The sequence below is a fragment of the Microbacterium phycohabitans genome, from assembly GCF_032464935.1.
GTDB lineage: Bacteria > Actinomycetota > Actinomycetes > Actinomycetales > Microbacteriaceae > Microbacterium > Microbacterium phycohabitans.
In genome coordinates, this window is the sequence record NZ_JAWDIT010000004.1 from 340,016 (window position 1) to 354,054 (window position 14,039).

13 protein-coding genes are annotated in these 14,039 nt (G+C 70.9%); 7 read left to right on the forward strand and 6 right to left on the reverse strand.

Annotated elements, in window-relative coordinates; genetic code table 11:
* Nucleotides 1–5: 5 nt before the first annotated feature.
* From hutH to hutI, 3 genes are read left to right on the forward strand one after another with little or no spacing between them, the layout of a single operon-like run.
* On the forward strand, nucleotides 6–1,565 hold the full coding sequence (gene hutH, locus RWH44_RS12940; protein WP_316004872.1) for a histidine ammonia-lyase: 1,560 nt from the start codon (nucleotides 6–8) through the stop codon (nucleotides 1,563–1,565).
* Nucleotides 1,562–3,295: a urocanate hydratase gene (hutU, locus tag RWH44_RS12945; RefSeq protein ID WP_316004873.1), complete on the forward strand. Its 1,734-nt coding sequence runs from the start codon at nucleotides 1,562–1,564 to the stop codon at nucleotides 3,293–3,295. The genes hutH and hutU overlap by 4 nt, the downstream gene beginning before the upstream one ends.
* Entirely contained in the window at nucleotides 3,292–4,479 is a 1,188-nt protein-coding gene (gene hutI, locus RWH44_RS12950) for an imidazolonepropionase (RefSeq protein ID WP_316004874.1), read from the forward strand. The genes hutU and hutI overlap by 4 nt, the downstream gene beginning before the upstream one ends.
* A gap of 19 nt (nucleotides 4,480–4,498) precedes the next feature.
* Here the strand turns inward: hutI and RWH44_RS12955 are convergent, their stop codons facing one another.
* The 5 genes from RWH44_RS12955 to RWH44_RS12975 all read right to left on the reverse strand — a co-directional run bounded on the left by RWH44_RS12955 (nucleotide 4,499) and on the right by RWH44_RS12975 (nucleotide 8,889).
* Nucleotides 4,499–4,963 carry a SixA phosphatase family protein gene (locus tag RWH44_RS12955; protein WP_316004875.1) on the reverse strand — a complete coding sequence of 155 codons (465 nt, stop codon included), beginning with the start codon at nucleotides 4,961–4,963 and terminating at the stop codon, nucleotides 4,499–4,501.
* Nucleotides 4,960–6,027 carry an arginase family protein gene (locus RWH44_RS12960; RefSeq protein ID WP_316004876.1) on the reverse strand — a complete coding sequence of 356 codons (1,068 nt, stop codon included), beginning with the start codon at nucleotides 6,025–6,027 and terminating at the stop codon, nucleotides 4,960–4,962. Before RWH44_RS12960 ends, RWH44_RS12955 begins: the two co-directional genes overlap by 4 nt.
* On the reverse strand, nucleotides 6,024–6,377 hold the full coding sequence (locus RWH44_RS12965) for a gamma-glutamylcyclotransferase family protein (protein WP_298873267.1): 354 nt from the start codon (nucleotides 6,375–6,377) through the stop codon (nucleotides 6,024–6,026). Before RWH44_RS12965 ends, RWH44_RS12960 begins: the two co-directional genes overlap by 4 nt.
* A 77-nt stretch (nucleotides 6,378–6,454) precedes the next feature.
* Complete coding sequence (locus tag RWH44_RS12970; RefSeq protein WP_316004877.1) at nucleotides 6,455–7,729, reverse strand: DUF445 domain-containing protein; 1,275 nt, start codon at nucleotides 7,727–7,729, stop codon at nucleotides 6,455–6,457.
* A complete protein-coding gene (locus tag RWH44_RS12975) occupies nucleotides 7,729–8,889 on the reverse strand; it encodes an acyl-CoA dehydrogenase family protein (protein ID WP_316004878.1) in 1,161 nt (386 codons plus the stop codon). The genes RWH44_RS12970 and RWH44_RS12975 overlap by 1 nt, the downstream gene beginning before the upstream one ends.
* A gap of 110 nt (nucleotides 8,890–8,999) precedes the next feature.
* Between RWH44_RS12975 and RWH44_RS12980 the strand changes: the two genes are divergently transcribed.
* The gene (locus RWH44_RS12980) at nucleotides 9,000–9,404 is read left to right on the forward strand and encodes a pilus assembly protein CpaE (protein WP_316004879.1); all 405 of its coding nucleotides are present in this window, start codon (nucleotides 9,000–9,002) and stop codon (nucleotides 9,402–9,404) included.
* A 73-nt stretch (nucleotides 9,405–9,477) separates the two neighbouring features.
* Here the strand turns inward: RWH44_RS12980 and RWH44_RS12985 are convergent, their stop codons facing one another.
* Nucleotides 9,478–10,683 carry an MFS transporter gene (locus RWH44_RS12985; RefSeq protein ID WP_298873259.1) on the reverse strand — a complete coding sequence of 402 codons (1,206 nt, stop codon included), beginning with the start codon at nucleotides 10,681–10,683 and terminating at the stop codon, nucleotides 9,478–9,480.
* Nucleotides 10,684–11,182: 499 nt separating this feature from the next.
* Between RWH44_RS12985 and nrdH the strand changes: the two genes are divergently transcribed.
* From nrdH to nrdE, 3 genes are read left to right on the forward strand one after another with little or no spacing between them, the layout of a single operon-like run.
* Nucleotides 11,183–11,416 (forward strand): glutaredoxin-like protein NrdH, encoded by a 234-nt coding sequence (gene nrdH / locus RWH44_RS12990; RefSeq protein WP_055838040.1) that lies wholly within the window; start codon nucleotides 11,183–11,185, stop codon nucleotides 11,414–11,416.
* A gap of 28 nt (nucleotides 11,417–11,444) precedes the next feature.
* Nucleotides 11,445–11,885, forward strand: coding sequence for a class Ib ribonucleoside-diphosphate reductase assembly flavoprotein NrdI (nrdI, locus tag RWH44_RS12995; RefSeq protein WP_298873256.1), 441 nt, complete (start codon nucleotides 11,445–11,447; stop codon nucleotides 11,883–11,885).
* Nucleotides 11,867–14,023, forward strand: coding sequence for a class 1b ribonucleoside-diphosphate reductase subunit alpha (nrdE, locus tag RWH44_RS13000; protein WP_316004880.1), 2,157 nt, complete (start codon nucleotides 11,867–11,869; stop codon nucleotides 14,021–14,023). Before nrdI ends, nrdE begins: the two co-directional genes overlap by 19 nt.
* The last annotated feature ends 16 nt before the right edge of the window (nucleotides 14,024–14,039 follow it).

Below are 14,039 nucleotides of genomic sequence, written 5' to 3' on the forward strand. Positions count from 1 at the left end.
GGCTCATGCACTCGAGCCTCACCGTCGCATCCGTCACCGTCGGATCGACCACCCTCAGCCCCCGCGACGTCGTCGAGGTCGCCCGCCACGGAGCCCGGGTGATCGTGGACGACGACGCCCTGCAGCGCGTGGCCGACACCCGCGCCCTCATCGACGCCCTCGCCGACGACCCGCAGCCGCACTACGGCATCTCGACCGGATTCGGGGCGCTCGCCACGACCTTCATCGGCGTCGACCGCCGCGCGCAGCTGCAGGCGAGCCTGATCCGCTCGCACGCCGCCGGCACGGGGGCCGAGGTCGAACGCGAGGTCGTGCGCGCCCTCATGCTGCTGCGTCTGCAGACGCTGGCGACCGGACGCACGGGCGTGCGCCCCGTCGTGGTCGAGACGTACGCGGCGCTGCTGAACGCCGGCATCACCCCCGTCGTCCGCGAGTACGGCTCTCTCGGCTGCTCCGGCGACCTCGCCCCGCTGTCGCACGTGGCGCTCGCCGTGATGGGCGAGGGGGAGGTCCGGGATGCCGCGGGGGCGGCCCTCCCCGCCGCCGACGCCCTCGCCGCCGCCGGCATCGAGCCGCTCGTGCTGCGCGAGAAGGAGGGGCTGGCGCTGATCAACGGCACCGACGGCATGCTCGGCATGCTGCTGCTCGCCCTCCACGACCTCGAGGAGCTGCTGACCACCGCCGATGTCGCCGCGGCGATCTCGATCGAGTCGCAGCTGGGGACGGATGCCGTCTTCGCGGCCGACCTCATGGCGCTGCGCCCGCAGCTCGGGCAGGCGGAATCCGCCGCGAACCTCCGCGCGTTCCTGGCCGGTTCGCCGATCGTCGCGAGCCACCGCGGACCCGAATGCACGCGCGTGCAGGACGCCTACTCCCTGCGTTGCGCGCCCCAGGTGCACGGCGCGGCCCGCGACACGGTCGCCCACGCCGCGCAGATCGCCGAGCGCGAGCTGGCATCCGCCGTCGACAACCCCGTCGTCACCGTCGACGGGCGCGTCGAGTCGAACGGCAACTTCCACGGCGCCCCGGTGGCGTACGTGCTCGACTTCCTCGCGATCGCGGTGGCCGACGTGGCATCCATCTCGGAGCGTCGCACCGACCGCGCCCTCGACGTCGCCCGCAGCAACGGACTGCCCCCGTTCCTCGCCGACGAGGTCGGCGTCGACTCGGGCCTGATGATCGCCCAGTACGCCGCCGCGGGGATCGTGTCGGAGCTCAAGCGCCTCGCCGCTCCCGCCTCGGTCGACTCGATCCCCTCGAGCGCGATGCAGGAGGACCACGTCTCGATGGGCTGGGCCGGTGCCCGCAAGCTCCGCCGCGCGATCGACGGACTCGCGCGCGTGCTCGCGATCGAGGTGCTCACCGGATGCCGCGCCCTCGACCTGCGCGCGCCCCTACAGCCCGCCGTGACCACCGGTGCCGTGCGCGAGCTCGTGCGCTCGCGCGTGCAGGGCCCCGGACCCGACCGCTTCGTCTCGCCCGAGATCGAGGCCGTCACCGACCTCGTCGCCTCCGGAGCGGTCGCCCGGACCGCCCTCGCCCAGATCGAAGGAGATCACGCATGACCGACATGATGAACCCCGTGCAGGGCGCCGTCGAGGCCGTCGCGGCCGGGGAGACCGCCGCCACGCCATCCGCCCCGCCCGCTCCCGGGCCGCGCCCGGTCCGCGCCGCCCGCGGCGCCACCCGCACCGCGAAGAGCTGGGGAGCCGAGGCCGCCAAGCGCATGCTCATGAACAACCTCGACCCCGAGGTGGCCGAGCGTCCCGACGACCTCGTCGTGTACGGCGGCACGGGGAAGGCCGCTCGATCGTGGGCGGCCTACGAGGCGATCGTGCGCACGCTCGACGAGCTCGAGCCCGACGAGACGCTGCTCGTGCAGTCGGGCAAGCCCGTCGGCGTCTTCCGCACGCACGAATGGGCGCCGCGCGTGCTCATCGCCAACTCCAACCTCGTGGGTGACTGGGCGACGTGGCCCGAGTTCCGCCGGCTCGAAGAGCTCGGCCTGACGATGTACGGCCAGATGACCGCGGGGTCGTGGATCTACATCGGGACGCAGGGGATACTGCAGGGCACCTACGAGACCTTCGCCGCGGTGGCAGCCTCGCGAGGTCGCGAGTCGCTCGCCGGCACCCTCACCCTCACGGCCGGCTGCGGCGGCATGGGCGGCGCGCAGCCCCTCGCCGTGACCATGAACGGCGGAGCGGTGCTCATCGTCGACGTCGACCGTGCCCGTCTCGACCGCCGCGTCGCCCACGGCTATCTCGACGAGGTCGCCGACGATCTCGACACCGCGATCGAGCGGGTGAGCTCCGCCCGCGAGGCGGGCGAGGCCCTGTCGGTCGGCGTCGAGGGCAACGCGGCCGAGGTCTTCCCCGAACTGCTCGCCCGCGGCATCCGGATCGACATCGTCACCGACCAGACGAGCGCGCACGATCCCCTGTCGTACCTGCCGGTCGGGGTGTCGGTGCAGGACTGGGCGGCCGAGGCCGCTCGCGATCCGGAGGACTTCACCCGCCGCGCCCGCGAGAGCATGGCCGCGCACGTGCGGGCGATGGTGGGGTTCCAGGATGCCGGAGCCGCGGTGTTCGACTACGGCAACTCGATCCGTCGCGAGGCGGAGCTCGGCGGCTGCGACCGCGCGTTCGCGTTCCCGGGGTTCGTGCCCGCCTACATCCGCCCGCTGTTCGCCGAGGGGAAGGGCCCGTTCCGCTGGGTGGCGCTGTCGGGCGACCCCGACGACATCGCGAAGACCGATCGCGCGGTCGCGGAGCTGTTCCCGCACGACACCGCCTTGCACCGCTGGCTCGAGAAGGCCGGAGAGCAGGTGCACTTCGAGGGGCTTCCGGCGCGCATCTGCTGGCTCGGCTACCAGGAGCGCCACCTCGCGGGGCTGAAGTTCAACGAGATGGTCGCGTCGGGCGAGCTGTCGGGGCCGATCGTCATCGGCCGTGACCACCTCGACGCAGGCTCCGTGGCCTCGCCCTACCGCGAGACCGAGGCGATGGCCGACGGATCCGACGCGATCGCGGACTGGCCGCTGCTGAACGCGCTGCTGAACACCGCGAGCGGAGCGTCGTGGGTGTCGATCCACCACGGCGGCGGCGTCGGCATCGGTCGCAGCATCCACGCCGGGCAGGTGTGCGTCGCCGACGGCACGGAGCTGGCCGCCGAGAAGCTCGCTCGCGTACTCGTCAACGACCCCGGCACCGGGGTGATGCGCCACGTGGATGCCGGTTACGACCGCGCTCGCGAGGTCGCCGCCGAGCGGGGTCTGACGGTGCCGATGTGGTGAGCGCACCCGCACAGGCGCACTTCTGGCTGACGGGCATCGGCGAGCTGACGACGAACGCGGCCGTCGACGGCGATCCGTGCGGCACGATCAGCGATGCGGCGGTGCTCGTCCGCGACGGGAGCATCGCGTGGACGGGACGGGCGGATGCCGCGCCCGTCGGCGCCGAGGGGGTGCCGGTCGTGGACGCCGCGGGGCGCGCCGTGATCCCGGGCTTCGTCGACAGCCACACCCACCTCGTCTTCGCCGGCGACCGCGCGGCGGAGTTCGCGGCGCGCATGGCGGGGGAGACGTATGCCGCGGGCGGCATCCGCACGACGGTCGCCGCCACCCGAGCGGCCTCCGACGACGAGCTGCGCTCGCGCGTGCGGACCCTCGTCGACGAGTGCCGCGCGCAGGGCACGACGACCCTCGAGATCAAGACCGGCTACGGCCTCGACGTCGAGTCCGAGACGCGGCTCGCGCGGCTCGCCGCCGAGGTGACGGAGGAGGTCACGTTCCTCGGCGCCCACGTGGTGCCCGCGGAGTTCGCGGGGCGCGCCGACGCGTACGTCGACCTCGTCGTCGGGGAGATGCTCGCCGCGGTATCGCCGCACGCGCGATGGATCGACGTGTTCTGCGAGGTCGGCGCCTTCACGGCCGCGCAGGCCCGGCGCGTGCTCGACGCGGGTCGCGCGGCGGGTCTCGGCATCCGTGTGCACGGCAACCAGCTCGGTCACGGCGACGGAGTCGCGCTCGCCGTCGATCGCGGGGCGGCGGCCGTGGACCACTGCACGTTCCTGACCGACGCCGACGTGGCCGCGCTCGCCGGTTCGGACACGGTCGCCACCCTGCTGCCCGGGGTGGAGTTCTCGACGCGCCAGCCCTATCCCGACGCGCGACGGCTGCTCGACGCCGGTGCGACCGTCGCCCTGGCCAGCGACTGCAATCCCGGGTCGAGCTTCACCAGCTCGATGCCGCTCATGATCGCCCTCGCGGTGCGGGAGATGGGGATGACGCCGGCCGAGGCCGTGTGGGCGGCGACGGCCGGGGGAGCGCGGGCACTTCGGCGTACCGATATCGGCCGGATCGCGCCGGGGGCCCGAGCCGACCTCGTGATGCTCGATGCGCCCAGTCGCGTGCACCTCGCCTACCGGCCGGGCGTTCCGCTCGTACGCCGCGTGTGGAAGGACGGCGTCGCTGTCTGACGCGCACGGCGTCGCCGTGTCACGGCGTGAACAACGCGTATTCGTCGGGGGCGACGGCATCCACGTCGTCCCAGGTGCCGTCGTGCCAGGTGAAGACGGCGACGGCGCACGTGACCATGCGCACGTCGCGGTCGGCGAGGCGCGAGACGAGCGCGCTCATACCCGGGTCGTGGGCGACGACCATGACCTCGTCATTGCCCGCGGCACGGGCCGCCGCGAGCAGCCGATCCGGCTCGGCGAGGTAGAGCTCGGACTGCTCGGTCACCTCGGCGTCGAACGTGCGGGCGAACACCGCGGCCGTCTCCCGCGCCCGCAGGGCCGTGCTCGACAGCAGCACCTCGGGTCGCACCCCCGCCCGCAGCACGGCGCGCGCGACCGCCGGGGCGTCGCGACGGCCGCGGTCGTTGAGGGGCCGGTCGTGGTCGTCGAGGCCTTCGTCGGCCCAGTCCGATTTCGCGTGACGCGCGAGCACGAGTTGGATCATCGTCTTTCCGCCATTCCTGCCAGAAGCTCCAGAACGCACAGTGCGGCGAGTCGCACCGTTCGGGCGTCGTCGGTGTCTGCCGTGGCATCCACCTCGACGATGTCGGCGCTGGTCACGCCGGGGTCTCGGGCGAGCCCGCGCACGAGCGCGCGCAGCTCCCAGGCGGCGAGTCCGCCGGGCACGCTCGCGGGGCATCCGGGGGCCACGGCGCGGTCGCACACGTCGACGTCGATGTCGAGGTGGATGCCGCCGGCGGGGGCCGGAGGGGCGGCGGCGTCGGCGGCGCGGGTATCGACCTCGACCTCGACCTCTACCTCGGCCTCGGCCGCGGTCTCGGCCTCGGCGACGCGCGTCGGGGGGTCGGCCGCCGCGGCGGCGGGGTCGGCCGCGGTCTCGTGCGCTGCGGCGGAGGCGGCCTCGGCCGCGGCGGGCGCTTCGGCCGCACCGGCCACGCGCAGAGCGTGCGACACGACCTCGTCGATCCCGCGGCGGCGCACCTCGTCGAGGGTGATGACGGTGATGCCGGCGTCGGCGGCGCGACGCGCGTACGCGGCGGAGTTGGCGAAGTCGGCGATCCCGATCTGCACGATGCGACGCGGGTCGAGACCGTCGGCGATGAGGCGGCGGACGGGCGATCCGTTGGATTCGCCGTCGCGCAGGTCGAAGTGCGCATCGAGGGTGATGAGCCCCCGTGAGCCGCGCCCCTGTGCGACCGCATAGGTCGCGGAATTGTCGCCGCCCAGCGCGATCACGACACGCGCAGACGCCAGAGCGGCGACGGCCGCGCGAACCCGCGCCTCTCCGTCACGGCCGTCGGGATCGTCGACATCGCCCGCGTCGGCGATGGACAGCGCCTCGGTCAGGTCGACCGCGGGCGGGCCGATCAGCGTCGGGGAGTAACGGCGCAGAGCGGCGCGGATCGCCGCCGGGGTCTCGCCGGCTCCGGTGGGCGACAGCGACGTGCGCCAGGCGGGAACGCCGAGGAGGACGGCATCCGCCTCTTCCGTCGGCGCGGGCCAGTCACCGGCTCGGGGCCACAGGGGATCGACCGACAGCGCGCTCATGCGGCCACGTAGACCCAGGCGCGCAGACCGCTCGCCAGCGAGACCGAGGCGCGGCGGTAGAGCGAGACCTCGTACTCGTCGGCCGCGTCGAGCTCGTCGGCCGTGAGGCGCAGGACGCGTCCGAACACGCGGTCGCGGGGATCATCGGTGCGGCGCAAAATCGGGTGCTTGTCGAGCCCCGACAGCTGGGCCACGCGCTCGTCTCCCACGTCGATCCACTCGAGACGGTAGCCCGGCAGCGCGTCGTCCTCTCCGTCGAGCAGACGGCCGAACGTGTCGAGCTGCACGTCGGGCAGCTGCAGCGTCCCATAGGTGAAGAGGCACTCCGCCGGCCCCGAACCGTCGCTCACGAGGCTCAGGCTACCCAGCGCGGCGCGTCGGCGGGCGGTGCGACGCGACACCAATGTGCCGACGCGGGCGCGAATCATCACGATCCCCAGATGAAGTGGGCCACCGTGAAGATGACGACCCCGGCCAGGGCCCCGACGATCGTGCCGTTGAGGCGGATGTACTGCAGGTCGCGGCCGACCATGAGCTCGATCTTCTCGGTCGTCTCCTCGGCATCCCACCGCTCGACGGTGTCGGTGATGATCGAGGCGATGTCGTGGCGGTAGCGCCCCACGACGAAGACCGCCGCGTCGGTGACCCAGCCGTCGACGCGCTTCTGGAGCGTCTCGTCGTGCTGCAGCCGCTCGCCCACCTCGGCCAACGCCGCGGACGCCCGTCGGCGCAGGGCGCTGTCGGGATCGGCGAGGGAGCGCAGGAGTCCGGCCTTGGCGGTGTTCCAGGCGTCGGCGGCGAGCTGGCGCACCCGCGGACTGTCGAACACCGCGGCCTTGGCCTCTTCGAGTCGAACCATGGTGGCGGGGTCGTGCTGCAGGTTGTCGGCGAGGCGCGCGAGGTAGCCGTCGATCGCGCCGCGGGCCTGATGGCGGGGGTCGGCACGCACGGCGTCGACGAACTGCACGGCCTCGCGGTAGACGGTGTCGTCGACGAGCCGTGCCGCCATGCTCGGGACCCACGACGGCAGGCGGCGCGAGACGAGGCCCTGGAACGTGTCGCGGTTGTTCGCGAGCCACACGGCGATGTTGTCGAGGGCCAGGTCGACGGCGCCGTGGTGCGCGCCGGATCCGACCACGCGCTGCAGCCATCCGCCGATCGACGGGCCCCAGTCGGGCGAGAGCAGGTGCTCGCGCGCGAGGTCTTCGATGAGCCCCTGCACGTCGTCGTCATCGAGGGCGGTGAGCACGCTGGTGGCGAGCGTGGCGCCCTCCGCGGCGACACGGTCGGCGTGCGCCGGGTCGGCCAGCCATGCTCCGGCCCGCGCCGAGAGCGGGGTCGACTCGAGCTTCGTGCGCACGACGTCGCCCTCGAGGAAGTTCGTCTCGACGAACTCGCCGAGCTGCCGCCCGATCTCGTCTTTGCGGCGGGGGATGATCGCGGTGTGGGGGATGGGCAGGCCCAGCGGATGCCGGAACAGCGCCGTCACCGCGAACCAGTCGGCGAGAGCACCGACCATGCCGCCCTCGGCGGCGGCCCGTACGTACTGCAGCCACTCGACCTCGCGCTGCAGCGAGAACGACACGGCGAAGACGAGCGCCATCGCCAGAAGCGCGCCGAGGGCGACGCCCTTCATGACGCGGAGCGCGCGGCGGCGCTCCTGGTCGGCCGGGCTGAGCGCGGCCGTGGGCGTGCGGGCCATCAGGCGGTCACCGGTCCGAGCCACGCGGCCGCAGCGGTCGAGTGCGCGGACTCCGGGTCGGAGGGGTGGAACATGCCGGCGAGCACGTCGCGGTAGAGCCGGCTCAGCTCGGTGCGGGAGAAGTAGGCCGAGCCTCCGCCGACGAGGATCGCGTCGTCGACGACGGACTTCGCCATCGTCACCGCGCGATGCTTCACGCCCGCGAGCAGCGAGAACCACCGCCCGCCGTGGTCGGCGAGGGAGTCGACGTCGCGGGCGAGGGCGGCGAGCTGCGGGGGGAGCGCCTCGTAGGCGAGGGCCATGTCGGCCACGCGCCAGCGGATGTCGGGGTCGTTGGCGTAGGTGGTGCCGGTTTTCTTCGAGCGGCGCGACGTCGCCGCCTCGACCGCGAGATCGAGGGCGCGACGTGCGATGCCGGTGTAGACGGAGGCGAGCAGGATCTCGAACACCGCGAAGATCCCGAACACCAGCGGGTCGGGCTGCGGGCCCGGGTCGAGTCGGCGCACCACGCGATGCGCGGGCGCGTGCGCGCCGTGCAGCTCGGTGGTGCGGCTCTGCGTTCCGCGCATGCCGAGGGTGTCCCAGTCGTCTCGGGTGACGACGGCGTCGTCGCGGTCGAGGAAGGCGAACACCATCTTCGGCCCGTCGGGCGACGCGCTGTCGAGCCCGTGGACGCCCAGGTGATCCCACGCGGGGGAGAGGGAGGTGAAGATCTTCGTGCCGGTGAAGCGGTAGCCGCCCTCGCCGTCGGGCTCGGCGGTCGTGTCGCTGCCGAACAGCACGAGGTCGTTGCCGGCCTCGCTGATGCCGAACGCGAAGACCTCGCCCGCCGCTGCGCCCTCGTCGACGAATGCGAGGTCGTCGATTCCGCGATCGCGCAGCACCTTGGCCACGCCGGTCCACACGAGGTGCATGTTCACCGCGAGCGCCGTCGCGGGCGCCGCACCGGCGAGACGCTGCTGCAGCAGCGAGGCCTCGACGAGGCCGAGGCCCGCGCCGCCCCGCTCCTCGGGCACCAGGATGCCGAGGTACCCCGCCGCGCGCAGCTCGTCGAGGTCGTCGTGCGGGAAGGTGTTCTCGCGGTCGTGCACGACGGCGCGCTCGCGCAGGCGCGCCAGCAGGTCGTCGGGCAGGTACCGAGCCGGATCGAACGAGGTCATGGCATCCATTCTGCGCGTACCCGCCGACATCACGGCCGGGGGTGGCGCGAGGCTCCCCGGCTCGTGCCCGTTCGGCCGCCCCCGGTCGATCGCCCCCCAGAATGGATGCCATGATCTCGACCGAGATGGCCCTGGCCCTTCGTGAGGCAGGTCTCGTGTGGCATCCGCGATCCGGCGACCGCTTCCAGCTCGACGAGCCCGAGTTCGATGCCGACGTGTTCACCGTCAGCGAGATGACGGTCGAGCCGCGCGAGTACCCCACGGGCCGCATCCTGGCCTTCAACGGAACGACCGAGTGGGCACTGGATTCGGTCGCGACCGAGGAGGCGCTGTGGCTGCCGTCGGAGCTGCAGCTGCGCGAGCTGCTGCGCTCGACCTTCCGCTCGCTGCGCCGGCTCTCCGACACCTACGAGGTCGAGATCTCGGTCGGCGGATCCACCCTGGTGTTCGACCACCCCGCCCCCGAGGACGCCTACGCGCTCGCCGTGCTGGAGCTGCTGCGTCGCACGCACTGACCGGCGCGAGGGTTCCCTCGGCCCCGCGGCGCCGTTCGGGGCGAACGCGGATGCCGGCGGGCCCGGCATCCGGTCAGGTGATCGTCTCGACCGGCTCGGTGTCGGGGATGGGGCTCGCGTCGCGGTGGCGGAGGTCGGGGAAGCCGCGCACGAAGACCGCGGCGACGACGAAACCGGCGACCGCGAAGGCCGCCGCCGCGACGTAGGCCCCGGTGGGACCGATGCCGTCGATGAGGAGCCCCGCGACCGCCGAACCCGCGGCGGCGCCGATGAGCTGGCCGGTGCTGATCCAGCCGTAGGCCTCGGCGGTCTCGCTGAAACGGACGCTCGCGGAGGTCATCGCGAACATCACGGCGAGGGCGGGGGCGATGCCGGCGCCGGCGACGAGCAGGGTCGCACCCAGCCACCACGCGTTGAGCGAGACGACCGTCAGCGACAGACCGAGGGCGACGATCGCGAAGCGGCGCGCCATGGCCCAGGGGCCGATCGGGATGTGACCGAACGAGAGCCCGCCCGCGAGGCTGCCGACGGCGAACACGGCGAGGATGAGCCCGGCTTCGAGGCCCCCGTGGTCGAAGGTCGCGACCACGCCCGCCTCGACCGCGGCGCACGCCCCGATGAGGAGGAACCCGGTCGCGGTGGCGAGGATCACGGGCGGCTTGGTCAGCACGCGCCCCAGACCCCGACGGCTGCGCGGGATGCGGACGCGTCCCACCTCGGGGCTGAGGATGAACCAGGCGCCGCCGCCGAGCAGGATGACGACCACGAGCAGCAGCCCGGGGACGGTGCCGACCTGCGTCGCGACCAGGGTGATGAGCACCGGGGCGAGCACCCAGATGATCTCCTGCAGCGAGGCGTCGAGGGAGTACAGCGGGGTGAGCTGCTTCGAGTTGACCATCTTGGGGTAGATGGTGCGCACGGCCGATTGGATCGGCGGCGTCGAGAGACCGGCGACGAGGCCGAGCGTCATGTAGAGCGGCAGTGGCATCTCGATGAGCGCGAGAGTGGCGATGGCGGCCGCGCACGCGAGGAGCGTGACGGTGAGGACGCGGCGCATGCCCCAGCGCCCCATCCAGCGGCTCGTGACCGGGCCCGCGACGGCCTGCCCGATGCTCGTGGCGGCCAGCACCAGTCCCGCTGCGCCGTAGGAGCCCGTGACGTGCTCGATGTGCAGCAGGACGGCGAGGCTCGTCATGCCGTTGGGGAAGCGCGCGGTCAGCTGCGCGGCGATGATGCGCCCCACGCCAGGGGTTCGGAGCAGTTCGCGGTAGCCGGCCACCGCTCAACGCTACCGCCGAGCTCCGACATCCGTGTCGACGGCCGGTGCTGCGGGACGGGGTGGTGCGGACACCTCGCACTCTCGTGTCGCGATCACGCCGTGGGCGGGCGGCGGATGCCGTGATGCCGCGCCGGTCGTGCGATCTCGACGGGCGGTCGGTGCAGCCCCTCGGCGACACGCCGCGACACGCCGGGAGACGAATTCCCCCGCCTGTGCGATGTCGGAACCCCCGTCTAGCGTCCGATCTGTGGAGAGACGGACTCCGTCGCCGCGACAACCGCGGAATCGCGCCTGTTAACAGCACTCGAGAGGAGGCCCGATCTGTGGATGGATTCGTGGACAACCTGTGTTGTATCTGGGGAGAGACGGTGGAAAATCACACGGATGTAACTACTACCCCTTGTGGTGCCTTCCGATGTCCGTCCCCATATGTAGTATTGAGGTCCCGGCGAGCCCTGCCCGCCCGGACGACGATTTTCCAGGGGAGAGAGAGAACGACATGGCGATCACGGTCTACACCAAGCCGTCCTGCGTCCAGTGCACCGCGACCTACCGCGCACTCGACTCGAAGGGCATCGAGTACAACGTGCTCGACCTGTCCGAAGACCCGTCGGCGCTCGAACAGGTCAAGTCGCTCGGGTATCTTCAGGCACCCGTCGTCATCACCGACGAGGACCACTGGTCGGGCTTCCGCCCCGACAAGATCGACGAGCTCGCGTCGCGCCTGGCCTGACCCGGCGACACGCTCTCAGACCCCCGTCATGAGCGCTGTCGTGTCGGCGACCGAGGCCCCTCTGCTCGTCTACTTCTCGAGCGTGTCCGGTAACACCGCACGTTTCATCGAGAAGCTCGGCAAGCGGGCCGTGCGCATCCCGCTCCGGCCGACCGACCCGCCCCTCCACATCGACGAACCCTTCGTGCTGGTCACCCCCACCTATGGCGGGGGTGCCGGCCGGGGTGTCGAGAAGGGCGCGGTCCCCAAGCAGGTCATCCGGTTCCTCAACGAGGAGCGGAACCGACGCAACATCCGCGGGGTCATCTCCGCGGGCAATACGAATTTCGGCGAGGCGTTCTGCCTCGCAGGCGACATCGTCGCGCGCAAGTGCGCGGTGCCGCACCTTTACCGGCTGGAAGTTTTCGGCACCCCCGACGATGTCGAGCGGGTCACCGAGGGATTGGAACGATGGTGGAAGTTGAGCTGACCGACGTGGACTTCAAGACCGAAACGCGTTTCGAGGGACTGGATTACCACGCCCTCAACGCGATGCTGAACCTGTACGACGCCGACGGCAAGATCCAGTTCGACGCCGACAAGCGCGCGGCGCGGGAGTACTTCCTGCAGCACGTCAACCAGAACACGGTGTTCTTCCACTCCCTCAAGGAGCGTCTCGACTACCTCGTCGAAAAGGAGTACTACGAGCCCACCGTGCTCGCGAAGTACTCGATGGAGTTCATCCAGGAGCTCAACGACCGCGCCTACGGCGCGAAGTTCCGCTTCGAGACCTTCCTCGGCGCGTTCAAGTACTACACGAGCTACACGCTCAAGACCTTCGACGGCAAGCGCTACCTCGAGCGCTTCGAGGACCGCGTCGTCATGACCGCCCTCGCCCTCGCCGACGGCGACCAGCGTCTCGCGGTCCAGCTCGTCGACGAGATCATCTCGGGTCGCTTCCAGCCGGCCACCCCCACGTTCCTGAACGCGGGCAAGGCTCAGCGCGGCGAGCTCGTGTCGTGCTTCCTGCTGCGCATCGAAGACAACATGGAGTCGATCGCCCGCGGCATCAACTCAGCCCTGCAGCTGTCGAAGCGCGGCGGCGGCGTGGCCCTGCTGCTGTCGAACATCCGCGAGTCGGGTGCGCCCATCAAGCAGATCGAGAACCAGTCGTCGGGCATCATCCCCGTCATGAAGCTGCTCGAAGACAGCTTCAGCTACGCCAACCAGCTCGGCGCACGCCAGGGCGCGGGCGCGGTGTACCTCAACGCGCACCACCCCGACATCCTTCGCTTCCTCGACACCAAGCGCGAGAACGCCGACGAGAAGATCCGCATCAAGACGCTGTCGCTGGGTGTCGTCATCCCCGACATCACGTTCGAGCTCGCCAAGAACGGCGAGGACATGTACCTCTTCTCGCCGTACGACGTCGAGCGCGTCTACAAGAAGCCGTTCGGCGACATCTCGGTGACCGAGAAGTACCGCGAGATGGTCGACGACCCGCGCATCAAGAAGACGAAGATCAACGCGCGCGAGTTCTTCCAGACCCTCGCCGAGATCCAGTTCGAGTCGGGCTACCCGTACATCATGTTCGAGGACACGGTGAACAAGGCGAACCCCATCGCCGGACGCATCAACATGTCGAACCTGTGCTCGGAGATCCTCCAGGTCAACACGCCGACCACGTACAACGAAGACCTCTCGTACGACAACATCGGCAAGGACATCAGCTGCAACCTGGGCTCGATGAACATCGCCCTGGCGATGGACGGTCGCGACCTCGGCCTCACGGTCGAAACGGCGATCCGCGCCCTCACCGCGGTGAGCGACCAGAGCCACATCGCGTCGGTCCGCTCGATCGAAGACGGCAACGACCGCTCGCACGCGATCGGCCTCGGGCAGATGAACCTGCACGGCTACCTCGCTCGCGAGCACGTCCACTACGGCTCCGAAGAGGGCATCGACTTCACGAACATCTACTTCTACACGGTGCTCTTCCACGCGCTGCGGGCCTCGAATCGCCTCGCGATCGAGCGCGGGACCTCGTTCGACGGCTTCGAGAACTCCACCTACGCCTCGGGCGAGTTCTTCGACAAGTACACCGATCAGGTGTGGGCTCCCGAGACCGAGAAGACGAAGGAGCTGTTCGCCGGCATCCAGATCCCGACGCAGGACGACTGGCGCGAGCTGAAGGCCTCCGTGCAGGCCCACGGCATCTACAACCAGAACCTGCAGGCGGTGCCCCCGACCGGTTCGATCTCGTACATCAACAACTCCACGAGCTCGATCCACCCGATCGCCTCGAAGATCGAGATCCGCAAGGAAGGCAAGCTCGGTCGCGTCTACTACCCGGCGCCGTTCATGACGAACGAGAACCTGGAGTACTACCAGGACGCGTACGAGATCGGCTACGAGAAGGTCATCGACACGTACGCCGCCGCCACCCAGCACGTCGACCAGGGCCTGTCGCTGACGCTGTTCTTCAAGGACACCGTCACCACGCGCGACATCAACAAGGCCCAGATCTACGCCTGGCGCAAGGGCATCAAGACCATCTACTACATCCGCCTGCGTCAGCTGGCGCTCGAGGGCACCGACATGACCGAGTGCGTCTCGTGCATGCTCTGAGCTGCTGACCACCCAT